This window comes from Aquisalibacillus elongatus (genome assembly GCF_003843875.1).
GTDB classification, from domain to species: domain Bacteria; phylum Bacillota; class Bacilli; order Bacillales; family Alkalibacillaceae; genus Aquisalibacillus; species Aquisalibacillus elongatus.
On sequence record NZ_RKRF01000008.1, the window covers coordinates 540,904 to 566,595 of the forward strand.

A 25,692-nucleotide genomic window follows, 5' to 3' on the forward strand; every position below is an offset into this window, starting at 1 on the left:
GTGCAATGATTTGGATTTTTTATCGAACAAATCCCGACATGAAAATAAGCAAATTTTAAAAAACGAATTCGACATCATCGTAATTGGTGGAGGCATCACAGGTGCTGGTATTGCCTTAGATGCAATCACGCGTGGCTTAAGTGTTTTGTTACTAGAGATGCAAGATTTCGCTGCTGGAACGTCAAGCCGCTCGACGAAGTTAGTCCACGGCGGGCTTCGTTATTTAAAAAACTTCGAAGTAAAAATGGTCGCAGAAGTCGGAAAAGAGCGTGAGATTGTTTATGAAAACGGTCCGCATGTGACAACGCCAGAGCGCATGATGCTGCCTTTTTATAAAAATGGTACGTTCGGGCCGCTATCAACGAACGTGGGTCTCCGTGTTTATGACTTTTTAGCAGGGGTCAAACGAAAAGAGCGACGTCAAATGTTATCAGTAGAGGAAACCCTTAAAAGAGAGCCCCTTTTAAAACGCGAAGGGCTTCAAGGAAGTGGTTATTACGTCGAGTACAAAACGGATGATGCGAGGTTGACACTCGAAGTGTTAAAAAAGGCGATTGAAGAAGGTGCCTATGCCTTTAATTACATGAAAGTGAACCAGTTGCTTTACCGTGACGGGCGTGTGGTTGGTGTTCAAGCACTTGATACGACAAACGGTGAGACGCACCAAATCCATGGTGACAAGGTGATCAACGCTACTGGCCCTTGGGTGGATGAGATTCGTTCAATGGACCATTTCAAGAAGGAAAAACACCTGTATCATACAAAGGGTGTTCATCTAGTTTTTGATCAGTCTAAATTCCCGCTTAATCAGGCGGTCTATTTTGACACACCGGATGGGCGTATGGTGTTTGCGATTCCGCGTGATGATAAAACTTATGTTGGCACAACAGACACACCTTTCGAATCTGACTTAGCCAACCCGACAACGTCCAGTGACGATCGACAGTATTTACTAGAGGCTATTCATTGGATTTTTCCAGAAGTGGAGATATCAGAGGATGATATTGAATCGACGTGGTCAGGCATACGACCGCTCATTCATGAGGAAGGAAAAGACCCTTCAGAGATCTCCAGAAAAGATGAAGTATTTGTATCGGATTCAGGGTTAATGTCAATCGCAGGCGGAAAGCTAACGGGCTACCGTATAATGGCAGAAGAGATCGTTGACCGAGTCGTTAAGGATTTTAAAGAAGAAAGATACAAACGCTATCCAAAATCACAAACGAAAGACATGCCGATAAGCGGTGGCGATGTTGGTGGGGCAGATGGATTGCTGACATTTGGAGCGATCGCATATAAAGAAGCCATTGATCAAGGGGTGCCAGACGATGTGATCCGTCCTTGGATCAAGCGATACGGCGGAAATGTTCATAAGCTAATCGAATACTACACCAATGCTCCAGAGGATTTGGCACTTGCACGTGATGTTTATGCGGAATTGACCTATAGTTTAGAGCACGAGTTAGTTTATAAGCCGGTTGACTTTTTTACCCGAAGAACTGGTGCGCTATTTTTCAACATCCAGTGGGTACAAGAACATAAGGAACAAGTAATTGATTGGATGAGTGAGTACCTTAGCTGGTCGGAACATGAATTAACTCAATATCAAGAGGAACTCGAGATTGCGATTAAGCAAGCACAAGAACCATTCCCGCAGAGTTGAATCTGCGGGAATTTTTATGTCTTTTACAGAATTTTCTACAGAAAGTGATGAAATTTTACATCTGTGCTATACTTGCACTTAGAATGATTTAGTCGGGAGGCCTTTATGCAAACAACTGATACCAATATTTTAAATTACCGAAATGATGGAGATTTCTACTTTTCTTATGGCATTAAGGCTTTCAAAGAAAAGCGCTTCGACAAAGCAGAAAAGTGGTTCTTAAAATCTCTTGAATATAAGCCAGACAATCCATTGTATTTATCGCAAATCTCGGTTTTATATACCGAAATTGGTCAGTATCAGAAAGCCAATGACTGGCTTCAGCGCGTTGTGGATGTTCATGGGAAAGACTACCCTGACTGTTACTACCTACTTGCTAACAACTATGCGCATTTAGGTCTTTTTTATGAAGCACAAAAATATGCTCATAAGTACTTGGAACATAGTCAAGATGGCGACTTTAAAGAAGAGGTTAACCAGTTAGTCGAGATGTTAGACTATCTTTCTAAGGAAGAGAACATTGAAGATGATTTTGAATTAGAAGAGCTGGATGAGATCATCATTTATCAAGAAACGGCCTTTTACTATTTAGAACACGAAAAATGGGATGAAGCCCTCGAGATATTAGAAGAGATGATGACATTTTATCCTGAATATACATCATCGAAGCATGAGTATGCCTTCGCTTTATTTCAAAAGGGAGATTGCGATGAAGCGATCGCTTTAGAAGAAGCTTGGTTTGAGCAAGACGAGACTAACTTATACAGCCGCATGAATTTAGTTTATTTTTATTACAAAATTGGTAAAAAACAAGCGTTCATGGAATTGTTACCAACGCTCAATAACGTATATCCGACTTTGGAACAGCAAAAGTTAAAACTAGCGGTAACATTAGCTCGAGTTGGTGAATATAACCAAGCATTTAGGCGGTTTAAGCGCGTTGACTCGATGCAAGTGGCGAATTATATGAGCTATTTTTATTGGTATTCAAAAGTTTTATTTGAGAACGGAAAAACACAATTTGGTGAAAAGATTTGGAAAAAAGGGTTGAACAAGCATCCGGCGTTAGAGTCGTTTACGTTTTAAATAGTCATAAGCAAAAAATTTGTCGCTCTTATTGGTTTTTAATATGATATAGAAAGACGAGCGAAAAGGAGTGAGTTTGATGGAAGAACGAATTTATGATGTTATTATTGCTGGCGCTGGCCCTGCAGGCTTAACAGCAGCGGTTTACACATCGCGTGCCGACTTAGATACGTTAATGTTAGAGCGTGGTGTACCAGGCGGGCAAATGGTTAACACAGAAGACGTTGAAAACTATCCAGGCTACAATCATATTTTAGGGCCTGATTTATCAAATAAAATGTTTGAACACGCACAAAAATTCGGAGCGGAATACGGGTTTGGCGATATAAAAGAAATTATTGACGGAAAAGAATATAAAACGGTTAAAGCAGGGAATAAGGAATTTAAGACACGTGCGATCATTTTAGCGACGGGTGCTGAGTATAAAAAACTTGGCATTCCGGGTGAAGAAGAATATGGTGGCCGTGGTGTATCCTACTGTGCAGTTTGTGATGGTGCATTTTTCCGTGATAAAAGCTTATTTGTCGTAGGCGGTGGTGACTCCGCGGTTGAAGAAGGTGTTTATTTAACACGCTTTGCTAATAAAGTAACGATCATTCACCGTCGTGATGAATTACGCGCGCAAAAAATTCTTCAACAACGCGCATTTGACAATGAGAAAATTGATTTCAAATGGAACACTGAAATGAAAGAAATTAAAGAAAAAGACGGTAAAGTCGGAAGCGCCGTGCTTTACAATAACGAAACGGATGAAACGTATGAGGAAGAAATTGAGGGTGTGTTTATTTATATAGGGATGATTCCTCTAAACCAAGCATTTACGGATCTTGGCATTACGAATGATGAAGGTTATGTGGAAACTAATGAAAACATGGCAACGAACATTCCTGGTATTTTCGCAGCCGGCGATATCCGTGATAAAGAACTACGTCAGATCGTTACAGCAACCGGCGATGGCAGTATTGCAGCCCAGTCAGCACAGCATTATATCGAGAATTTAATGGAAGAATTAAAAGTCCAACAGTAAAAGTAATTGCATCTTAACTGCGCTGTAACACGCTTGAAACATTGATACGTTACAATAGGGGTAATTAATTGACCCCCTTTATTAACTATAGATTTAGTTAACACAGGTAGCTTTCTTCTACCTGTGTTTTTTTTGGTTTCAAAAAACAGCGGTAGAGTGTACTATAAGGTTTACTCTTGAACACGAGGAAAATACTCTCGAACACAAGGGGTTTACTCTTGAACACGAGGAAAATACTCTCGAACACAAGGGGTTTACTCTTGAACACGAGGAAAATACTCTCGAACGCAAGGGGTTTACTCTCAAACACGATAGGAATACTCTCAAACACAAAAGCTTTACTCTCAAAAGATTTAGATACTGTTATACACCCCCTTTAAGATGTATAATAGGAAGTGGAGGAGTGAAACACGATGCAACGTGTGACGAATGCTGTTTATATAAAAAATAATCATGTGTTGATGCTCAAAAAACCGAAACGCGGTTGGTACGGAACACCTGGCGGTAAAATGGAGCCAGGTGAAAGTATTAAGCAGTCTGTTCTTCGTGAGTTCGAAGAGGAAACAGGACTACTTTTAACCGATGCAAAACTGTCAAGCGCCTTCACATTTGTGATTGAAGACGAACAAGAATGGATGCTGTTTACTTTTGTGGCACAAGCATCTACCGGTCAGCTTTTGGAGGAAACTCCAGAGGGAGAACTTGAATGGGTGCCATTTGACAAAGTGTTAGACCTTCCAATGGCTGAGGGTGACAGACGAATCATTAAGCATGCTATCAGCGATCCTGAATATGTTTTAACAGGGACGTTTTATTATACACAGGACTATATACTACAAAAAGAATTCATTGACGGACCTTCAGAACTAGTAGCAGAAGAAGAGTAAAATCTTACAAAATAAAGAGGGGATCTCATGCAAGAGCAAAACAAAGTGGTTGAGTTAGTCATCATTACAGGCATGTCGGGTGCGGGGAAAACGATTGCGATTCAGAGCTTTGAAGATATGGGGTATTTTTGCGTAGATAATTTACCGCCTACGTTATTACCGAAATTTTTAGAGCTGATGAAAGAAAACCCGGAAGAAAATAAAAAACTCGCTGTGGTGATGGACCTAAGAGGACGCGAGTTTTTCGATAGTTTATATGAAACGCTCGATCAACTCAGTGCCGAAAGTTGGATTCAAGAACATATCCTTTTCTTAGACGCCGATAACGAATCGCTCGTGCAGCGTTATAAAGAGTCCAGACGCTCGCATCCTTTAGCATCTGACGGATTGCCGCTCGATGGAATAGAGCAAGAACGTCAAATTTTAGATGAGTTAAAAGGGCGCGCTCAACGCATTATTGATACAACAGGACGCTCAGCCCGTCAGCTAAGGGAAAAAATTATTAAACACTACACAGAGGAAGAACAGCAAATTTTCTCTGTTCAAGTGGTATCATTTGGTTTTAAGCATGGGGTTCCAATTGATGCGGATTTAATGTTTGACGTCCGGTTTTTACCGAATCCACACTACGTTGAGTCAATGCGTGACTTAACTGGGTTAAATCAAGAAGTCAACGCGTATGTGTTCAAATGGAAAGAAACGCGCCAATTTGTGCGCAAATTGCAAGATCTGCTTCAGTTCATGTTGCCGCATTACGTACGCGAAGGCAAAAGTCAACTTGTCATAGCAGTCGGCTGTACAGGTGGTCAGCACCGCTCTGTTGCAATTGCTGAGAAAATTGGTGAAATTATTAACGCACAATATAACGCTCATGTTTATCATAGAGATATAGATAAGAAAAAGGGGAATAAGAAATAAATGACGAATGTACATGGACCAAAGGTGGTCGTCATCGGGGGAGGAACGGGGCTGCCTGTTTTATTAAGGGGCCTTCGAAAATTTCCGATCAATTTATCTGCCATTGTGACGGTTTCAGATGATGGCGGCAGTACAGGAAGGCTTCGAGAGGACTTATCGATTCCAGCGCCTGGAGATATTCGAAAAGTCATCGCCTCTATGTCTGATGTTGAGCCGACCTTATTAGAATTATTTCAGCATCGCTTTGAAAATGGAAATGGAATATCAGGGCACTCGCTAGGGAATTTAATTTTAGCGGGAATGACATCGATTACAGGTGATTTTTATAAGGGGATCAAAGAGATCTCGCGTGTGTTTAATGTCAAAGGCCGTATATATCCGATTGCGAATGAGAATATGTATTTAAAAGCGGAGTTTGAAGACGGAAGCGTCGTCCGCGGTGAATCAAACATTCCAAAGGTCGGGAAGAAAATTAAACGCGTCTTTTACGACCCGCCTAAAATTGAACCGTTGCCTGAAGCCGTTCAGGCTATTCAACGAGCTGAAATGGTTGTCGTAGCTCCTGGCAGCTTGTATACGAGTATTATTCCGAATCTTATTGCTCCTGAGATTAAACAGGCGTTACGTGAAGCAGATGCCAAGAAATATTATATATGTAATATTATGACCCAACACGGTGAAACGAACGGTTATAAGGCTTCAGATCATATTGAGGCGCTACATCAACACGTCGGTGAACGTTTTATCGATAACATCGTAATACACGGTGAAATGATTGAATCGACGATTAAAGAAGGCTATGCTAAAGAGATGGCAGAGCCAGTCTTGTGTGACGAAGAGCGCCTTGAAGGTTTAGGCGTTCACGTCTTAAAAGACGATATCGCTAGCCTTCATACAGATGGCACGTTAAAGCATGATGAGCAAAAAATCGCGAAACTCCTTTATAACTTGTTATAATGGATGTATAAGTAGAAAGAAGGGAAACGCCATGTCATTCGCATCTGATACGAAAAAAGAATTAACCGGCATCGAGATTGATGACTGCTGTAAACGTGCGGAACTGGCAGCACTCATTAGAATGAATGGTTCATTATCATTTTCCAATCGCCAGTACATTTTAGATATCCAAACGGAAAATGCCGCTATAGCAAGACGGATTTATTCATTAATTAAGGGTTTATATGATGTTCCGTTAGAACTACTTGTTCGTAAAAAAATGCGCCTCAAAAAGAATAATATTTACATCGTGCGTATGTACGAAAACGTTAAAAATTTATTAACAGAACTTGAAATTTTAGAAGAAACGTTTGCCATTAAGCGTAGAGTTTCTGAACGTTTTATTGAAAATGAATGTTGTAAGAAGTCTTATTTACGAGGTGCCTTTTTAGCTGGTGGTTCGGTTAATAACCCGGAGACGTCTTCTTACCATTTAGAAATTTTTTCGTTTTACGAAGAGCACAATGAATCGGTATGTAACTTGCTTAATTATTTTGATTTAAATGCTAAAAAACTAGAGCGTAAAACCGGTTATATATGCTATATTAAAGAGGCTGAAAAAATCACCGAGTTTCTCATTTTAATCGGGGCGCACCAGGCGCTATTGAAATTCGAGGACGTTCGCATCATGCGAGATATGCGTAACTCAGTCAACCGATTAGTTAACTGTGAGACCGCCAATCTAAATAAAACGATTGGAGCGGCGTTTAGACAAGTCGAAAATATTAAGTATATTGAACAAACGGTAGGTTTAGATGCACTTCCGGAAAAACTCCGCGAAGTTGCCGAACTCCGCGTTCAGCATCAAGACGTGACCCTAAAAGAACTCGGAGAACTCTCGCAAAACGGAAAGATCAGTAAATCTGGCATTAATCATCGCTTGAAAAAAATCGATGAATACGCTGAAAAACTCCGCCGAGGAGAATTATTAGAAAAGTGATGCAATAAAACTTTTTATTTCCAATTTTTCATGCTATAATGAATGAAAATTTCGATGAAGCGCTTTAATATTATATCAGAGAGAGGGGTAGCTGAATTTGGTTGAAAAGGAATTATCAGTCCAATTAGAAACTGGCTTGCAAGCAAGGCCAGCTGCCAAGTTTGTACAGGAAGCAAACCGCTATTCGTCAGATGTATTTCTAGAAAAAGACGGAAAACGAGTGAATGCGAAAAGTATTATGGGAGTCATGAGCTTAGCGATTGGCTCAAATGAGACAATCACGTTACAAGCTGAAGGCCCTGATGAACAACAGGCTTTGGATTCATTAATGACATTTATAGAACAAGAAAAATAAGGCAGATGAACACTCATTAAAACCTCATCCGAATAGGGTGAGGTTTTTCTGTTTCTTTGTCGATATTTTTGATAATTCTAAGTATTGTAAAAATTTCACACCTCATTTATAATCAAAGTAACACAAAATTGAAATACCATTTCAATTATTGAAATGATGGGAGGTAAGGTGTTGCCAAAATATGCGAAGCGAGTTGAAACGCTTCCGCCTTATGTGTTTTCTCAATTTCAAGCTCGAAAAAAAGAGTTAGAACAAAACGGATTCGATATAATTGATTTAGGAATTGGAGCACCCGATCTACCAACACCTTCATTTATTATTCAAAAAATGATTCAAGAGGCAAACAAGCCAGAGAATCATCGCTACTCACCTTATCAAGGCTGTTCAGACTTCAAAGAAGCCGTCGCGGAATTTTATGAAGTGCACTATAACGTACAGCTTGATCCAGCTACAGAAATTCTCGCACTGATCGGTTCTAAAGAAGGCATAGCAAATTTTATGTCAGCCGTCATCGACACAAACGACACGGTATTAGTTCCCAACCCAGGTTATCCAGTCTATCAGTCTGCGATCCACTTAGCAGGTGGAACGCCAGCCTATTTACCACTCGATTCTACACAAAATTTCAAACCTAACTTTCAATCAGTCTCTCAAACTGACCTAGCACAATCGAAGTTGATGCTACTGAACTATCCCAACAATCCTACCGCAGGAACAGTTGAGTTAAACACATTAATGGAAGCGGTTACAATCGCGAAAGAACATGAGATCATCATCGCTCACGATGCGGCGTATCAGCTCGTGACATTTGGTGATTATAAAGCCCCTAGCATCATGCAAGTCCATGGGGCTAAAGAACACGCTGTTGAATTCGGCTCATTGTCTAAAAGTTTTAATATGACCGGGTGGCGTATCGGTTATGTCGTGGGCAATCCAGAGTTAATCAAAGCTCTAGCAACCTTAAAAAGCAATATAGACACTGGGCAATTTTTGCCGATTCAAAAGGCGGCAGCAGAAGCACTTAGAAGCGATTTATCGACCGTGAAAGACAATAATAACCTTTACGAAAAACGTTTGAACCTTGCGATGGATGGATTAGAAAAACTAGGTGTCAGAGCTAATCGTCCGAAGGGAACCTTTTTTCTCTGGGCTGAAGTTCCAAAAGGTTTCACATCAATGGAATTCGCCAACTTGCTACTTGAGAAAGCCGGTGTAATCGTAACGCCGGGCTCAGCCTTCGGTTCACTAGGGAAAGATTATTTCCGATTATCATTATCAGTTTCTGAAGAACAATTAACTGAAGCTCTGAATCGGATGGGAGGGATCATGTGACGAAAGGTGTGCAAGTTGAGAAAAACGAAACTGGTGGTGACGCTGTCGTCAGTTGTCTGAAACAGCTTGGCGTAACAAAAATGTTCGGTGTACCGGGCGAGAGTTTTTTGCCTATTTTAAATGCCATTTATGGTGAGCCCGAAATGACGTTTATCTCAAATCGACATGAAGGCGGAGCATCATTTATGGCGGAAGGATATGCGAAGGCGTCCAATCAACCTGGCGTCGTGTTAGCAACAAGGGGCGTCGGGGCATCCAATCTTTCAATTGGCGTTCATACGGCGATGCAGGATTCAACGCCTTTAATCGTGCTACTAGGACAAGTGCATAGTTCTTTTCTTGGTCGAGAAGGGTTTCAAGAAGTTGATTTAGAGAAATATTTTAATCCAATTTCTAAATGGGCTTGCGAAGTCCGTGATGCGAAAAGAATCCCGGAAATCATTTACCGGGCTTATAAGAAGGCTGTGTCAGGCAGGCCTGGGCCGGTTGTGTTGTCATTCCCTGAAGATGTTTTGCGAGATGTTTCCGAGGTACCGAAGTTGCCATGCGTTGAACGAGAAAAATTTACTCCGTGCCACGACAAGCTTAAGCAGATTGAACAATACCTAAAACAAGCGAACCAACCAGTGGTGATTGCTGGCGGTGGCATTAAACACTCGCAGACCGAACAGCGTCTAGAAGCATTTGTTGAGCGTTTTGATCTACCAATAGTATCGGCATTTCGCCGTCATGATGTCATGAATCATGAGCATCCCAATTTTGTTGGTCATTTAGGACTTGGAAATCCGAAACACATTCAAGACACTATTAAAAAAGCAGATACGATCATTGCAATAGGCACGCGTTTGTCTGAGATTACGACGCAGAGTTACTCGCTAATTTCAGATGAACAGACCTTAATTCATATCGATATTTCTGAAGAAAGTATGGCGAAAGGTTATGTGCCAAAAGTTAGTCTGCAAGCGGATGCAGGGGCGGCTTTGGATGAACTCCTGGTTATGTCATTTGAGCCCACGTGGTCTGAATGGCGAAAAGAGCGACGTCAGACTTATGAAGTATCAGCCTATCAACCGGTTCAGTCATCAGATCCGATTAATCGGCATATCATTGAATTGTTGCAAGATGTATTACCTGAAGATGCAATCTTAACTAACGATGCAGGGAACTTTGCCGGTTGGCTCCATCAATATTATCAATTTAAACGACCGAATACGTATGTCGGTCCAACGTCAGGTGCCATGGGGTACGGTGTCCCGGCAGCAATTGGTGCAAAAGTGGCAAACCCCGACCGGACCGTTGTAGCCCTTGCAGGAGACGGGGGCTTTATGATGACGATGCAAGAAGTTGAAACGGCCGTGCGTAACGACATTCCAATCATCAGTATCGTGTTTAATAATCAAATGTACGGCACGATTCGTATGCACCAGGAAAAACACTACCCGAAGCGTGTCGTTGGAACTGATTTAGGTCACGTTCATTTTGCAAACCTTGCAGAAAGTATGGGAGCGTTAGGCTTCCAAGTTCAAGATATATCAAACTTCGAACACGCTTTAAGTAAAGCGTTAGATCAAAAAAGGCCAACAGTAATTGAAGTTTTAACAGATCCCGAACAAATATCTGTAACATCGACGATTGAAGACTTGCGTCAGTCATGAGGGTTTAACCTCATTAAATTTTTATAAATGGAGGGTTTTAAACATGTCACAAGCATTAGTCACGGAACAGAAGTTGTCTAATTACATTAACGGAGAATGGGTGAATCACGATGGTGATTATGCGTCGGTGGTGAATCCAGCCAATGGTGAACATTTAATCGATGTCCCTTTATCAACGAAGGAGGATGTCGATCAGGCTGTTGAAGCAGCAAAAGTCGCTCAAAAAGAATGGGCTCTAGAACCAGCGCCACAGCGAGCCGAAGTGTTATTTCGCATTGGAGCCATCATGAAAGAACACAAGGAGCATCTGTCTCAAATTTTAACGATGGAAAATGGCAAGGTGATAGAAGAGGCGCGTGGTGAAGTGCAAGAAGGAATTGATATGGCGTTTTATATGGCAGGAGAAGGTAGACGTTTATTCGGTCACACCACACCTGCCGAGTTAAAAGATAAATTTGCGATGAGTCAGCGTGCACCTGTTGGAGTTGTCGGCATTATTACGCCTTGGAACTTCCCGATTGCCATTGCGACGTGGAAGTCGTTCCCGGCGATTGTGGCGGGCAATGCGGTGATTTGGAAGCCGGCAACGGAAACGCCGATGATGGCTTATGAGATGGCGAAAATTTTTGAAGAAGCGGGACTGCCCAAAGGTGTCGTTAATGTTGTTTTTGGAAAAGGATCGCAAGTGGGGGATGCCATGGTTGAACATCCCAACATTCGAGTCATTTCGTTTACAGGGTCCAATGATACAGGCCGCATGATTGCTGGAAAGTGCGGTCAGTTACTAAAGAAAGTTTCGCTTGAGATGGGCGGAAAAAACGCCGTTATTGTAATGGATGATGCGGACTTGGATTTAGCTGTGCAAGGTATTGTGTGGAGTGCGTATGGCACAAGCGGTCAGCGTTGTACAGCATGTAGTCGTGTTATTGTGCATGAGGATATGAAAGAGCGTTTAGAAGAACGCTTATTAGCCGAAATGGAGAACATCACAATCGGTGATGGCCTGGATGAAAAGAATAAAATGGGACCGATTATTAATGAGGACGGTCTTAAGAAAATCGAGTCATACATGGAAGTGGGTAAGAATGAAGGTGCGAAGTTGCTAGCTGGCGGGTATACGCTTGAAGGCGGAGATTATGATAAAGGCTATTATTTTGTCCCGACATTGTTTACGGACGTCCTACCGGATATGCGAATCGCAAGAGAAGAGATTTTTGGCCCAGTTTTATCGATTATTCCAGTGAAAAATTTAGATGAAGCCATTGAAGTTAATAATGACGTTGCGTATGGCTTATCAAGCTCCATTTTTACACAGGATATTAATAAAGTTTTTCAAGCACAGCGTGACCTTGATACCGGTATTGTATACGTTAACGCGGGGACGACGGGTGCAGAAATTCACCTGCCGTTTGGTGGCACGAAAGGAACTGGTAACGGCCACCGTGATTCCGGTCAGGCGGCGTTAGATGTATTTACGGAGTGGAAAGCTGTTTACGTTGATTTCAGTGGTAAATTACAACGTGCACAAATCGATGTGGAATAGAAGAAGGGGGAGTTTCAATCGTGAAAGTAGCAGTATTAGGTTCAGGATTAATGGGAAAAGAAGCGGCACGGGACTTGGTGAAGAGTGAAGGTGTTTATGAAGTGGGGTTAGCCGATATTGATTTAGCGCGTGCGAATCACGTATGTGACACGCTAAATTCATCGAAGCTTGAAGCGTTTAAGGTGGATGCAGGCAATCCTGAAGAACTTGGTCAATTTTTGAAACAATATGATGTCGTTATTAACGCGTTGTTTTATAGTTTTAATGAAATCGTCGCGAAGACCGCTATTGAAGTCGGCACACACGCGGTTGATTTAGGCGGACATATTGGCCATATAACGGACCGTGTATTGGAGCTAAAAGATGACGCACAAGCAGCCGGTGTAACGGTCATTCCAGATTTAGGCGTCGCACCGGGGATGATTAATATTTTATCAGGTTATGGATCTAGTAAACTTAATGAACTAGAGTCAATTAAACTATTTGTCGGCGGTATTCCGGTTCAGCCAGAGCCACCGCTTGAGTACAATCATGTTTTCTCGATGGAAGGTTTGTTCGATCATTATACAGACCCGGCTTTAATCATTCGAAACGGAGAAAAGGTGGAAGTGCCAGCCTTAACTGAGGTTGAAACACTTCATTTTGAAAAATTTGGTCCGCTTGAGGCCTTCCATACGTCGGGTGGAACGTCGACGTTGCCACTGACGTTTTCTGATATTAAAACATTGGAGTACAAAACGATTCGCTACCGCGGGCACGCAGAGAAATTTAAGTTATTAGTCGATTTAAACTTAACTCGCAATGATTATGAAGTTGACATTAACGGGATGCCTGTACGCCCTAGAGATGTATTGTTGAAAGTGCTCGAGCCTGTTGTTGACTTGAAAGACCGTGATGACGCAGTCCTATTAAGAGTCGGTGTCGGTGGTCAAGAAAATGATACCCCTGTCGAGTATCAATATGAAATGGCGACGTTTAAAGATCGGATGCACAATGTAACAGCCATGGCGCAGGCAACAGCTAACACGATTTCCGTTGTGGCTCAAATGATCGGAAACGGCACGATTACGAAACGCGGTGTCTATCCGCCAGAACAAATCGTTCCAGGCCGTGCCTATATAGATGAGATGGCGAAGCGTAACGTTCATATTAAGGAAAGTCGCTCTGAGAGTTCGTTAGTTGCGAAAACTTAATTAAAGCTTGAGGAGAATTTTTCTCAAGAGGTGAACCTGAGAGAAAATCTCTCGAACGGGATGGGACCAAGCTGTTTGCACCGATAATCGAGTACTCTCCATTTCAGGGTTGATTAAGAGGGGGTGGTGAGGCGAAAGGGTGAAACCCCTTTCGCCGAAACGTACCCGCTGGAGAAGGAAACGTACCCGCTGGAGAAGGAAACGTACCCGCTGGAGAAGGAAACGTACCCGCTGGAGAAGGAAACGTACCCGCTGGAGAAGGAAACGTACCCGCTGGAGAACGGAACCCGCTGGAGAAGGAAACGTACCCGCTGGAGAAGGAAACGTACCCGCTGGAGAAGGAAACGTACCCGCTGGAGAAGGAAACGTACCCGCTGGAGAACGGCGGGAATCTCTCGAACGCGAGGGTGAATCTCTCGAACAGGGAGGATAATCTCCCGAACTCAAGAAGAAATCTCTCGAAAGCAGGTGGGCCTTCAATAGAAGGCCCACTATAAGATTGAGGGGGTTATATGAACCAGAGTGTGATTAAGGCTTTGAAAATCTTAAATTTATTCAGCGAAGAGACGCAGGAGCTAACGTTAAAAGAGATTGCGACCCAATCAAATTTGCCGAAACCGACAGCATACCGTTTGCTTCAGTCACTTGAAGAAATGGGTTACATAATAGGGCATGACGGACGCTATAGTCTGGGATTAAAACTACTAGAATTAGGACATTTAGTATCGCACCAACTCGACCTAAGGCAACTCGCAAAGCCGTTAATGACCAATTTGGCTCAGTCGATCAACGAAGCGGTACACCTAGTCGTATTGCACGGCGACCATGCAACGTATATTGAAAAAGTCGAAAGCAGGCGAGCGTTAAGGCTGTATACGAAAGTCGGAAAAAGTGCGCCACTGTATAAAGGGTCAGGACCCAAACTATTGTTGGCACACTTACCTCAAACTGAGCAAATGAGAGTTTTACCAGATGAGAGTCTCATAGAAGAAGTGGAACAGATTAGACAGCAGGGGTATGCGATGAGTGTAGGTGAGCAGGACCTTGATACAACAGGGTTATCTTACCCAATTTATAACCATAGCGGAAATGTTGTAGCAGCGCTCACTGTAAGTGGGTTGTCTAGCCATTTTGAAGGTGATCATCTAACGTTTATTAAAGTTGAAACTAAAAAAACAGCTGATGAGATTTCACGATGCTTAGGGTACGCAAAAAAGGAGGGACATTCTTGAATACTATTTTTATCGCAGGACATGCTAAACTGCCGTCTGGAATGGCGGCGCAAAACGTTTATGAAAGTTTAACCATTACAGTCGAAGTAGACCGAAAGTATGGTGTGATCGTTCAAGCTAACTGTACGTTAGCGACCTCTCACGGACGGGATTTTATAAGTGAGCTGTTAAAAGGTCATAGTTTGAAAGATGGAATCGAGGAACCATTGAAGTGGATCGAAGAGAGGTATCAAGGCAAGGCCTGCAATGCCTTAATGTCTGCTTTGAAAGATTTACATAAACAATACGAAACCCAACTGGGAAAAATTTAATCTAATATTCAGTTACTTGGAATTTTGTGTTAAGATAAAGGAGATTTTGTAAAAACTGAAAGGGATTAAATTTATGTTGGGAATAACGAGTTTTACAGAAGGTTTATCTTTGCTACTAGCATGGTTCATCATAATTATATTAATCTATGTTGTCTATCAAAAGTTAGATGAGAAGCCTAAGTGGTGGGCTGCTTTAATCATTGTGGTTGTGGGGATGTTCTCATTTGATTTCAGCTTTACATTTACTCAATTTAGTTTAAGCATACCCATATTACCACTCGGCGTTTGGTTATTAATCCTCATATTTAAATGGACAGATAACACCGAAATATGGCCGATTTACAAACCATTTGCCTGGTTAGGATTTTTAAGTCTTTTTCTTTTTATTATAACTAAATTACTTGTCCTTCCAGTGGACCACTTTATGTATCCAGAAGAAGAGTTATCGACTTATATGTCTGATGTAGAAAACGCTTCTGTTATGAAAATTCACCCATCAGGTGATGACGTGTCACTCGATGACCTTGAGCCCAAAATAGACTCGATGCAACGCGACTCAATTAGAAGTATCGATTGGTATAATGATTTAACGCATAATCCAGATCCTGATTCAAATGAAGTTGACGCTCGTTTCCCTTATTTGTTGACAGGTGTTGAACCTAAGTGGGGCAGTGATCTTGAGACGATGATTTATGTTGAACATGATGGTAAAGGACTTCTTGTCACATCATCTGATCACCAGTATTATTTCCGTTCAGAAGACTCCCTGTTAAAGGAGGGAGTTGAATGACCAAATTAACGAAAATTATTAGCATTACTACTATTTTGCTTGTGGTTACGCTATTTCTAATTTATTGGTATTTCTTTTCTGAACCAACCGCTTTTCCTGAAGATGAACAACTGATTGAGGAAATGAACGACCTTTTTGATCGAGCGAATGCTGAAGAGATTCAGGATACGATTCAGTTGGATGATAAACATGTATTTGTGCCATTCATATCAAGTAATGACATGTATGGTGTGAGTTATTGGAAATGGGATAAACGTAAGTGGCGTCCAATTAGAATAAGTACAGATGGCGACCCGAGAGTTTGGAATACAGATGATGATGTAATTTCAACCTATATCATTTGGAACTTTCATCCAGATGACGACGTTCAAGATATAACGTTTTATTTAATTCGAGATCGTAGCTATCACGTGTCGGCTGGTGAGCATACATACATTCCGAGAATACAAGTTGAAGAAAAAGTGTCTGCCAGTGATGAGACATATGGCGTGTATGAATTCTCTGATGACTGGGGAACATTAGCGAGTCAGATTAACGCGTTAGCTGAACAAAAAAATCCCGACATGCATTTTGGCTTTATGTTTCAAGATCCGAAAGTGCAGTTCGGGTATCAACCACTAAACAAAAATGGTGAAACAGTTTTTCCTGAAAACTCTGCGAATGGAGCGGGTTTTTCAAACGGACACGTTCAAACAGATTTCGTGTTGTTTATAGATTCGCTAGAATTAGAAGAATAATACTTATAAAGGGCTTAGTGATGTTAGTCACTAAGCCCTTTCATGTTAGTTATGCATCCCAATCGAAACATATTTTTGTTCTACAAATTCATGAATTCCGTGGTGACCGCCTTCTTTGCCCATGCCGGATTGTTTGATGCCTCCGAATGGTGCTTCAGCTGTCGCAGGGAAGACGTCGTTCACGCCAACGATGCCGTAATCAAGCTTTTCCATGACCCGAAGTGATCGGTCGAGGTTTTCGCTAAACATGTAAGCTGCTAGACCGTAAACCGTATCATTAGCTTGAGCGATGACGTCATCTTCGTCATTGAACACTTGAAGTGGAAGAAGAGGGCCAAACGTTTCTTCGTTCATGACCTTCATGTTGTTGGTAACGTTTTTGACAACGGTTGGTGGGAAGAAGTATCCACCAAGGTCGCTTTGCCAATCAGAATCACCGTACAACACTTCAGCTCCATGACTGACTGCATCCTCGAGGTGGTCGTTTACTTTTTGCAAGGCCTGCTCGTTAATGAGTGGTCCGATATCAGTATCAGGTTCCGTGCCATCACCCATGGATAGTGCGGCGACGTGTTCTAATAGTTTTTGAGAAAACTTATCGTAAACGGACTCGTGAACGTACACGCGATTCGCGCAAATACATGTTTGGCCTGCGTTTCGGTATTTACTAGCAAGGGTCATCTTAGCGGCTATATCAAGGTCTGCATCGTCAAACACGATAATCGGAGCGTGCCCGCCAAGCTCAAGTGATAGCTTTTTAACATGATCGGCGCTTTCTCGCATCAAATGTTTTCCAACTTCCGTCGAACCTGTAAACGTAATTAATCGTACATCCTGATTCGTCAGCATCGCATTTCCGATCGCTTCAGCATCACCTGTGACTAAGTTCAACACACCTTTTGGCAATCCAGCTTTTTCAAAAATTTTCACGATTTCAATTGCCGAAAGTGGCGTTTCAGGTGCGGGTTTTAGCACAACGGTACAGCCAGCAGCAAGAGCAGGACCTATTTTTCTGGTAATCATCGATGATGGAAAATTCCACGGCGTAATCGCACCGACGACGCCAACAGGTTGTGGGACGACGAGGATTCGTTTTTGCGTTTGTGAAGACGGAATCCATTCGCCGTAAACGCGGTTCGCTTCCTCAGCGTACCAAAGCAAGAAACTGGCTGCAGATTTGACTTCACCACGCGCTTCTTTAAAAGGTTTGCCTTGTTCAGTCGTTAAAATTTCTGCTAAACGGTCTAGGTTGTCAAACATGAGCTGGTGAGCTTTGTATAAGATTCTAGAACGTTTTCGTGGGCTCATCGATGACCATTCAGGGAAGGCATCTCTCGCAGCTTTGATCGCGTTATGTGTCTCCGTTTCACCACCATAAGCGACTTCACTAATCGGCTCAAGCGTTGCTGGGTTGACGACGGTGTCTGTTTGGCCCGATATCGCATCGCGCCATTCTCCGTTGATAAATAAACTCGAAACTTTTGTCTCAACTAATGACAACTTCATCATCTCCTTTGTAACGATTCGTTTTGATCAAATGGCCACGCCGGAAGCATTTGGTTTAATGCTTTGTCCTGACGGTAGCCCAATACATATTCAGCTTGCATTACGGTGTGAATCTCACGGGTGCCTTCGTATATGACGGGTGCTTTAGAGTTTCTTAAGTAGCGCTCAACAGGGTATTCATTGGAATAACCGTAAGCCCCATGAATTTGAACCGCGTCATCGGCGGCTTGGTTGGCAAAATCGCACGCCTGCCATTTCGCAAGGGACGTCTCGCGCGTGTTACGTTTTCCTTTGTTTTTCAGTTCACCTGCACGATAGACGAGCAACCGACTCATCTGAAGGCCGGCTTCCATTTTGGCAATCATTTGTTGGACGAGCTGATGCTTACCAATCGGTTTGCCGAATGTTTCGCGCTCATGGCAATAGTTTACGCTCGCTTCAAGACACGCTTCAATGAGGCCACAAGCACCAGCCGCCACGGTAAAACGACCATTATCAAGCGCCGACATTGCAATTTTAAAACCTTCACCTTCTTCGCCAAGTAAGTTTTCCGCTGGCACGAGCATGTCATCGAAAAAGATTTCGCCGGTATTCCCAGCGCGAATGCCGTGTTTGCCCTTAATCGCTTTCGATGAAAAGCCAGGCATCGTTCGCTCAACGATAAAAGCCGAAATGCCTTTATGCTTTTGAGACGGATTTGTATAGGCAAAAACTAAAAAGTGATCCGCTTGATCGCATAGCGAAATCCACGTTTTTTGCCCGTTTAAAATGTAGTAATCGCCTTCTTTTTTAGCTGTCGTACGAATCGCAGCCACATCAGACCCTGCGCTAGGCTCGGTTAAGCCGTACGCCCCAATTTTTTCACCTTTAGCTTGCGGAACAAGGTATTGCTGCTTTTGCTCTTCGGTTCCCCATTGGAGTAACGTTAGGCTGTTAAGGCCAGTATGAACCGAAACGGCCGTTCGAAAAGCGGTATCACCACGCTCGAGCTCTTCACAAACGATGGCGAGCGAATTATAATCCATGCCTGAGCCGCCATATGCTTCAGGAATACAAACTCCCATTAATCCTAGGTCAGCTAAGTGCTTCCAAATATTGGGGTCAAATGCACCTTGTTCTTCCCATTCTTGGATGTAAGGATTGATCTCCTGATCGACAAACTGTCTCACCGTCTGCCTTAACAACTTTTGTTCATTGGTTAATTCAAAATCCATCTAAACAATTCCTCCTCATATAATGTTATGGTTTCGATAATCCTTTAATGTGTCCTCGTCAAACCCGAGTTGCTTTAAAATCTCGTCGGTATGCTCACCAGCATCAGGTGGGTGGTGTTGGTAGTTAACGTTTGTGCGTGATAGTTTAAGCGGACTTCCAACCATTCGTATACTACCTGCTGTTGGATGATCCGCTTCGATTAACATATCCCGGCTTTTAAGCTGTGGGTCGTTTTCTAAGTCTTGTAAGTTTTGAATCGGACCACACGGGATGTGGTTGTCTCGGCACCGCCTAGTCCAGTACTCGGTTGAATGTTGTAAAAAACGTTCCTGCAAAAGTGTTGTAAGCTCATCGCGATAATCGACACGGTCTGGGTTAGTTAAAAATTTAGGATCACTCGATAACTCAGGAAGCCCCACCATCTGAGTCAGCTTCGCAAACTGTTGATCATTCCCAACCGCAACGACCATCTCGCCATCGCTCGTTTTAAACGTTTGATAAGGAACGATATTCGCATGATGATTTCCGAGCCGTTCAGGAATCTCACCTGACATCAAGTAATTACTAGCAATGTTGATCAAAGAGCTCACCGCAGAGTCATAGAGTGAGAGGTCGAGTTTTTGCCCTTGTCCTGACCGAGTACGTTCAAGGAGCGCTGCCTGAATGCCAATCGCCGCATACAACCCTGTTAAAATATCCGTAATCGCCACACCGACTTTTTGCGGACCTGAGGATTCATCACCCGTAATACTCATCAGCCCACTCATCGCTTGAATAATAAAATCGTAGCCAGGGAAGTTTTGATACGGCCCCGTTTCACCAAACCCCGTAATCGAACAATAGACGATTTTAGGGTTGATAGATTTTAAGTTTTCATAACTTAATCCAAGCCTATCCATCGTGCCAGTTTTAAAGTTGTGTAATAAAACGTCGCTATTTTGCACGAGCTTCTTAATGATCTGTTGACCTGCTGGCGTTTTCAAGTTGACAGTCAAACTTTTTTTATTGCGGTTGGCGCATAGATAGTAGGCACTAACTTCTTCTTGAAAAGGAGGGCCCCACTTACGCGTCTCATCACTGCCGCCCGGGGCTTCGACTTTAATCACCTCAGCTCCTAAATCACCTAGAATCATAGAACAATAGGGTCCCGCCAGCACGCGTGATAAATCTAGTACCCGAATGCCTTCTAACGTTTTTGCCAGTTGACTCACTCCTTTCTAAGTGCTCAAAATCCCCTCGTTCAAAACGACACACCAACTAAAAAAAGCCAGTTTTAATCCACGGTGACTGGATTAAAACTGGCTTCTCATCTGTTGAGCCAAACCGGGCATTGGTTTGGGGCCAGATGGAACAGTTGTTGTTCGAAGGGATTCAATTGTCTTCATTATAAATTATTCAAAATATTTTGTAAATAATCTAAATGGTCGATAATAAAATTTTTCGTAGTAAAAAGGAAAGGGCGTCGGGCAATTCTTCAAGGCCTTCTACCAGCAAGTGTTCACGCCCGTAAATATTTTTCATCATTAACGCTTCTTGCTCATCAATTTGATCCTCAGATAAGAAAACGCCAATAACATCAAGTCCGCGTTTCCGCGTTTCTAACACGGCATCGTGCGTGTCGATAATGCCATTTTCACTATAATTGCAAGCGGACGGCTCGCCGTCAGAAAAGACGAGTAAAATTTGATGTTCAGCTTGGTGTTGTTGCAATTCTTCTGCTGCCACACGTATGCTGTAGCCATCGCGGTTATCTTCCTGCGATTCCAACTGCACAATCTCAGCGCCAGACTTCGGGTCTAGTGATTGTTCCGCAGAAATAACCCGGTGAAAGTAGTTCGGCTGACTCTCATCATCTGCTTCGAATCCATCTTCCCAAAAACCGATAAGGGTATGCGGAATCCGAAGCTCTTTTAAAACCTCATGGAATAAAACTGCCGCACGCTTCGTCTGATCCATTTTGTTCACCATCGACGCTGAACAATCAATTAGTAGCGTAAAGACCGCATCAATCTCTTTTGACTCGTGGTCCTTTTTATAAAATACACGCGCATCATCATCCATGATCAGTGGAAGGAGCTGTTTTTTAGACAAACGTCCCGTTAATAAATGATCGCGAGCCGCATTTTGTTTATGTTCGAGTGCTTCATCAATCGTTCGCTTCAGTTTTAATTTTTCAGGTTGAATATCCGAGACAAACTCTTGATAACGCTCCCGGTCTTCAGGTGCCACAGGTTCGGGTTCTATATCGTGTTGTTCAGCATACAAATTTTCCTTGCCGTAACGACTGGCCTGACTTTCCTGTCGCTCATTTTTCTTCTCCTCTAAATTCTCAAGCGTTGAATAATCGTACTCTTTACTTTCAGCCGAAAACCCTTGGACGCTCGCCATCGCTTGATCGCCTTCCTCAGTCTCACGCGCGCCGTCGCCTAAAATATTTGTTTTCGTGCCTTGATCGAGCTCGTAGCGCATGAAGCTTTGCTGTCGGTCGCTATTTTCATTTTCACGATGCCATGTCGAAAATTTTTCATCCATGACCTCATCCTGATCCTCAACGTCTTCCATGTCGTCATTCGTTAAAGGATCAGTACGCATTAATTCATCAAACAGCAGGTCGTTTTGAAATTGTACGTCCGTTTTAATCGGCAACACAAAATAACGATTGATCGCATCACGATCCTCAGCCAATGAACCATCAATTTGAAGACTAATGCTGACGATATCTTTTGTCGAACGAGCTTCAAACGTCTGAAATAACAGTGGTTTAATTTTTTCTAACATATCCAGTTGCTTACGATTAGCTTTCGGAAACGACTGAACGGGTGAATCGTTCGTTAAGGTCAGATAGATCAGGCAAAATAATTCGTCAGTTGGAAAATTGCGCGTCACATTGGTCTCAAGCTGCGTGCGGAAGTATTTTGTGTACGTTTTAGTTCTCATTTTAAACCAAGAAATCGCACCAGGTCGCTTTTGGCGGATCCGGTCTTCTAGCCTTAAATCTTCAAGTAACGTAAATAATTCCGTTAAAAAATTAGGGCGTTCAGTTGTCTGGACTTCGTCTTGAATGTCCTGAAAGTCGGATAAGTTCGTGTCCGTCATCGTCCCAAGCGCACGAAGAAGGACGTCCGATTTATAACCCGCTATTCGCTCGCGATCTTCGAAGTGGTCCCAGAAATGACTAGCCGATAGTTTGCGATTTTCAAAATGCACATAATGACCAAACTGGTAGTCGAATTCGAGGTCCGGCACTTTCGATAAAACCATCGCCATGTCTTGAAGCTCAGCGAATAGCTTCGCATCAATAATTGAATTGTTGAATTTAATCATATGTGACCCCTCATTCAAATAACGTTTCAGCTAAATTTCGAACGACTTCTTTTTCACGGTCGTCTTCAAGCTTGTCGATAATTGCTCGCAAAATCGCACGTTTGGGCGGGATGATGGCACTTAGATCACATGCATCTAACAGTGCCCGAATACTCGCCGCATCCTCTGAAACCCGACCTTGCTGAGTCGCTTCAATTAAATCGCTTGATAACTGCACGAACTGTTGAATCAGTTTTTCATCATTTAAATCAGTATGATCTTTAATGAGCTGTTTTAGCTCATCCCCTTGAAGATACGAGACATCGATCACAATAAAACGGTTTTTGAGCGCCTCGTTCAAGCGCGTGGTTCCAATGTAGCCCTCATTAATTGCTGCAATCACGTTGAACCCTTCCTTAGCACGAATCATTTCATTCGTCAGCGGATTCGTAATCTGCCTACGATAATCGAGCACCCCGTTAATAATCGGCAGCGTCTCAGGCTTAGCCATATTAATCTCATCAATATATAAAAAATGCCCATTTTTCATCGCCTGAACTAACGGCCCTGGCACAAAATCGATTATCTGCTTTCCGTCCTTATAGTCAATCGTTTTAAAGCCAACAAAACTCTCCACGTCCAAATCAACCGAACAGTTCACGCTAAAAAGTGGTTGATTAAAAAGGGAGGAGAGGGTTTCCGCAAGCTTCGTTTTACCAGACCCCGTCGGCCCCTTGAGCAAAACATTTTTTCCTTGAGAAAGCGCCGCGATGATATCAATTAAAACACTCTCTTGACTCGGAATATAACCACTCTCACCAATTAAGTAATCAAAATCGGTATCGGCCTTGTTTTTATGTTGATCAATCAATTGCTTGATGTCATTAGGTAAATTTTGTGTAAGATCCATGTCGGACTCCTTTCGAGTTGTGTAGGTTGAAACTTTTCCTTAACCGAATTGTACTACATAAAATGCTAGACCGTTAAACAGTAAGGGTTAAAAATGATTACTCTCGAACAGCGGAGAATACTCCCGAACGCAGAAGCTATGCTCCTGAAAAGGAAAGAAATACTCTCGAACGCAAAGACTTTACTCTCGAACAGGATGGGGAAACTCCCGAACACAATGACTTTACTCCCGAACTAGAAAATTGTCTTAAAAAATACGATGCATGGTATAATAGATTCAAACTCGATAGGGGAGGATTTCAAAATGGGGAAGGACCGTCGCTTCCGTATCGCACATAGTGAGGCACTCATTGGTGTCGTGCTAGCCTTGATTAATTTCCTATGGTGGTACGGATTTGCGTATGGCTTAGGCAATAAATCGCCAGATGAATATTCCTATATTCTAGGCTTCCCGGCTTGGTTTTTCTGGAGCTGTATCATCGGGTTCATCGTCATGGTGATTTTGGTGATTGTTGTCGTGAAGTTTTTATTAACAGATGTTCCTCTTGATGATGAGGGAAGGGAGGAGCAGTCTGAATGAATTGGGATGTATTAGTACCATTAGTGTTATTTTTAGTGATTATTTTCTTAATCGGTATTTGGTCTAATAAAAAATTATCGCAATCAAAATCGTTCTTAGCAGATTATTTTGTTGGCAGTCGTGAGCTCGGAGGATTAGTGCTCGCAATGACCATGGTTGCTACATACGGAAGTGCATCCAGTTTCTTAGGAGGACCGGGTGCCGCATATTCAATTGGCCTCGGTTGGGTTTTACTTGCCATGACCCAAGTGGCGACAGGTTACTTTGTCCTGCTTATTTTAGGGAAAAAATTCGCGATCGTCACTAGACGCTACAAAGCCGTGACGTTAACCGACTTTTTAAAGGAACGCTACCAAAGTTCTACTGTGGTAATCCTTGCAGCCTTTAGCATTATCATATTTCTATTTTCAGCGATGGCTGCCCAGTGGATCGGTGGCGCATACTTAATTGAGTCGATCACTGGACTAAGCTACACAAGCGCACTATTTATTTTCGCGATTGCTGTATTAGTCTACGTCGTCATCGGTGGGTTCCGAGCTGTGTCAGTGACCGACACGTTACAAGGAATCGTTATGTTTTTCGGAACATTACTCCTTTTAATCGGCGTGATTATCGCAGGTGGTGGTTTAGATCAAATCTTCACAGACTTAACCAACGAAAACCCGAACCTTGTCACACCATATGGTAACGATGGAAATTTATCGGCTTTATATGTATCATCTTTCTGGATCTTAGTGGGTGTTGGTGTCATTGGTCTTCCGCAAGTCGCTGTCCGTGCGATGTCATACCGTGATTCACGATCCATGCACCGCGCCTTGATCATCGGAACGATCGTGGTCGGTTTCATTATGCTTAACATGCATTTAATCGGTGTGTTCGCAAGACCCGTTTTACCTGGCATTGAAGTGGCTGATCAAGTCATTCCGTTGATTGCACTCGAAGTCTTACCAGGGTGGCTTGCCGGACTCGTACTGGCAGCACCACTCGCCGCCATCATGTCAACGGTGGACTCACTCTTGTTGTTAGTTAGCTCATCTGTCGTCAAGGACGTTTACGTCAATTACATCAAACCTGAAGCTACACGAAAAAATGTCCAAAACGTCAGCTTCAGCGTCACAGCGATTATCGGCATTATCGTCTTTTTACTAGCCATCGAACCACCAGAGTTTATCATCTTCTTAAACTTATTTGCCTTCGGTGGCTTAGAAGCGGCCTTCATCTGGCCAGTCGTCCTCGGACTTTACTGGCAAGACGGTAATAAATACGGCGCCATCGCCTCAATGATCACAGGCATTGGCTCGTATATCGGCATTCATTTTTACAACGAAGCGTATGGCAACTTGCTAGGAGTCCACACTGTGACCCTGCCAGTGTTCTTATCGTTGTTTGCCTTTGTACTCTTTAGCATGGCCTTTCGGAAAAAATCTCAAGTAGCCTAAATCCGGGTTAACTCCCGGATTTTTTTATGGAAAAAGAGCGCATAAACACCCTAAAAAGGGCGCATAAAATTTGGA

At 42.7% G+C, this 25,692-nt stretch carries 23 protein-coding genes; 18 read left to right on the plus strand and 5 right to left on the minus strand.

Annotated features, from left to right (window positions below; all coding sequences use genetic code 11):
• Window positions 1-10 precede the first annotated feature (10 nt).
• From EDC24_RS07770 to EDC24_RS07845, 16 genes are all read left to right on the plus strand, one after another.
• Window positions 11-1,663: a glycerol-3-phosphate dehydrogenase/oxidase gene (locus EDC24_RS07770; protein ID WP_124221344.1), complete on the plus strand. Its 1,653-nt coding sequence runs from the start codon at window positions 11-13 to the stop codon at window positions 1,661-1,663.
• A gap of 105 nt (window positions 1,664-1,768) precedes the next feature.
• Window positions 1,769-2,749 carry a tetratricopeptide repeat protein gene (locus EDC24_RS07775; protein ID WP_124221346.1) on the plus strand — a complete coding sequence of 327 codons (981 nt, stop codon included), beginning with the start codon at window positions 1,769-1,771 and terminating at the stop codon, window positions 2,747-2,749.
• A gap of 76 nt (window positions 2,750-2,825) precedes the next feature.
• Entirely contained in the window at window positions 2,826-3,776 is a 951-nt protein-coding gene (trxB, locus tag EDC24_RS07780) for a thioredoxin-disulfide reductase (RefSeq protein ID WP_124221348.1), read from the plus strand.
• Window positions 3,777-4,189: 413 nt separating this feature from the next.
• On the plus strand, window positions 4,190-4,663 hold the full coding sequence (locus EDC24_RS07785; protein WP_124221350.1) for an NUDIX hydrolase: 474 nt from the start codon (window positions 4,190-4,192) through the stop codon (window positions 4,661-4,663).
• 27 nt (window positions 4,664-4,690) lie between these two features.
• Complete coding sequence (gene rapZ, locus EDC24_RS07790; RefSeq protein WP_124221352.1) at window positions 4,691-5,581, plus strand: RNase adapter RapZ; 891 nt, start codon at window positions 4,691-4,693, stop codon at window positions 5,579-5,581.
• Window positions 5,582-6,538 (plus strand): gluconeogenesis factor YvcK family protein, encoded by a 957-nt coding sequence (locus tag EDC24_RS07795; protein WP_124221354.1) that lies wholly within the window; start codon window positions 5,582-5,584, stop codon window positions 6,536-6,538. It abuts the gene before it with no gap.
• A 31-nt stretch (window positions 6,539-6,569) separates the two neighbouring features.
• Window positions 6,570-7,517: a DNA-binding protein WhiA gene (gene whiA / locus EDC24_RS07800; protein ID WP_124221356.1), complete on the plus strand. Its 948-nt coding sequence runs from the start codon at window positions 6,570-6,572 to the stop codon at window positions 7,515-7,517.
• A gap of 97 nt (window positions 7,518-7,614) precedes the next feature.
• Complete coding sequence (locus EDC24_RS07805) at window positions 7,615-7,872, plus strand: HPr family phosphocarrier protein (RefSeq protein WP_124221358.1); 258 nt, start codon at window positions 7,615-7,617, stop codon at window positions 7,870-7,872.
• Window positions 7,873-8,043: 171 nt separating this feature from the next.
• A complete protein-coding gene (locus tag EDC24_RS07810) occupies window positions 8,044-9,204 on the plus strand; it encodes an aminotransferase class I/II-fold pyridoxal phosphate-dependent enzyme (RefSeq protein ID WP_245998026.1) in 1,161 nt (386 codons plus the stop codon).
• The gene (locus EDC24_RS07815; protein WP_245998028.1) at window positions 9,201-10,859 is read left to right on the plus strand and encodes a thiamine pyrophosphate-dependent enzyme; all 1,659 of its coding nucleotides are present in this window, start codon (window positions 9,201-9,203) and stop codon (window positions 10,857-10,859) included. The genes EDC24_RS07810 and EDC24_RS07815 overlap by 4 nt, the downstream gene beginning before the upstream one ends.
• Before the next feature lie 43 nt (window positions 10,860-10,902).
• Complete coding sequence (locus tag EDC24_RS07820) at window positions 10,903-12,402, plus strand: aldehyde dehydrogenase family protein (protein ID WP_124221360.1); 1,500 nt, start codon at window positions 10,903-10,905, stop codon at window positions 12,400-12,402.
• A 20-nt stretch (window positions 12,403-12,422) separates the two neighbouring features.
• Entirely contained in the window at window positions 12,423-13,595 is a 1,173-nt protein-coding gene (locus tag EDC24_RS07825; RefSeq protein WP_124221362.1) for a saccharopine dehydrogenase family protein, read from the plus strand.
• A 512-nt stretch (window positions 13,596-14,107) separates the two neighbouring features.
• Complete coding sequence (locus EDC24_RS07830; protein ID WP_124221364.1) at window positions 14,108-14,827, plus strand: IclR family transcriptional regulator; 720 nt, start codon at window positions 14,108-14,110, stop codon at window positions 14,825-14,827.
• Window positions 14,824-15,138 (plus strand): DUF3870 domain-containing protein, encoded by a 315-nt coding sequence (locus tag EDC24_RS07835; RefSeq protein ID WP_124221366.1) that lies wholly within the window; start codon window positions 14,824-14,826, stop codon window positions 15,136-15,138. Before EDC24_RS07830 ends, EDC24_RS07835 begins: the two co-directional genes overlap by 4 nt.
• Window positions 15,139-15,211: 73 nt before the next feature.
• On the plus strand, window positions 15,212-15,928 hold the full coding sequence (locus EDC24_RS07840; RefSeq protein ID WP_124221368.1) for a hypothetical protein: 717 nt from the start codon (window positions 15,212-15,214) through the stop codon (window positions 15,926-15,928).
• Window positions 15,925-16,665 (plus strand): hypothetical protein, encoded by a 741-nt coding sequence (locus tag EDC24_RS07845; protein WP_124221370.1) that lies wholly within the window; start codon window positions 15,925-15,927, stop codon window positions 16,663-16,665. The genes EDC24_RS07840 and EDC24_RS07845 overlap by 4 nt, the downstream gene beginning before the upstream one ends.
• A gap of 45 nt (window positions 16,666-16,710) precedes the next feature.
• Here the strand turns inward: EDC24_RS07845 and EDC24_RS07850 are convergent, their stop codons facing one another.
• The 5 genes from EDC24_RS07850 to EDC24_RS07870 form a co-directional block, all read right to left on the minus strand.
• Complete coding sequence (locus tag EDC24_RS07850) at window positions 16,711-18,171, minus strand: NAD-dependent succinate-semialdehyde dehydrogenase (RefSeq protein ID WP_124221372.1); 1,461 nt, start codon at window positions 18,169-18,171, stop codon at window positions 16,711-16,713.
• Window positions 18,171-19,385: an acyl-CoA dehydrogenase family protein gene (locus tag EDC24_RS07855; RefSeq protein WP_124221374.1), complete on the minus strand. Its 1,215-nt coding sequence runs from the start codon at window positions 19,383-19,385 to the stop codon at window positions 18,171-18,173. Before EDC24_RS07855 ends, EDC24_RS07850 begins: the two co-directional genes overlap by 1 nt.
• Window positions 19,386-19,400: 15 nt before the next feature.
• Window positions 19,401-20,588: a CaiB/BaiF CoA transferase family protein gene (locus EDC24_RS07860; protein ID WP_124221538.1), complete on the minus strand. Its 1,188-nt coding sequence runs from the start codon at window positions 20,586-20,588 to the stop codon at window positions 19,401-19,403.
• 214 nt (window positions 20,589-20,802) lie between these two features.
• Window positions 20,803-22,710, minus strand: coding sequence for a vWA domain-containing protein (locus tag EDC24_RS07865; RefSeq protein ID WP_124221376.1), 1,908 nt, complete (start codon window positions 22,708-22,710; stop codon window positions 20,803-20,805).
• A gap of 10 nt (window positions 22,711-22,720) precedes the next feature.
• Entirely contained in the window at window positions 22,721-23,599 is an 879-nt protein-coding gene (locus EDC24_RS07870; RefSeq protein WP_124221378.1) for an ATP-binding protein, read from the minus strand.
• 303 nt (window positions 23,600-23,902) lie between these two features.
• Here EDC24_RS07870 and EDC24_RS07875 point away from each other — a divergent pair, with 303 nt between their 5' ends.
• Together EDC24_RS07875 and panF are read left to right on the plus strand one after the other, a co-directional pair.
• Entirely contained in the window at window positions 23,903-24,178 is a 276-nt protein-coding gene (locus tag EDC24_RS07875) for a YhdT family protein (RefSeq protein ID WP_124221379.1), read from the plus strand.
• Window positions 24,175-25,617, plus strand: a complete 1,443-nt coding sequence (gene panF / locus EDC24_RS07880) for a sodium/pantothenate symporter (protein WP_124221381.1) — start codon at window positions 24,175-24,177, stop codon at window positions 25,615-25,617. Before EDC24_RS07875 ends, panF begins: the two co-directional genes overlap by 4 nt.
• The last annotated feature ends 75 nt before the right edge of the window (window positions 25,618-25,692 follow it).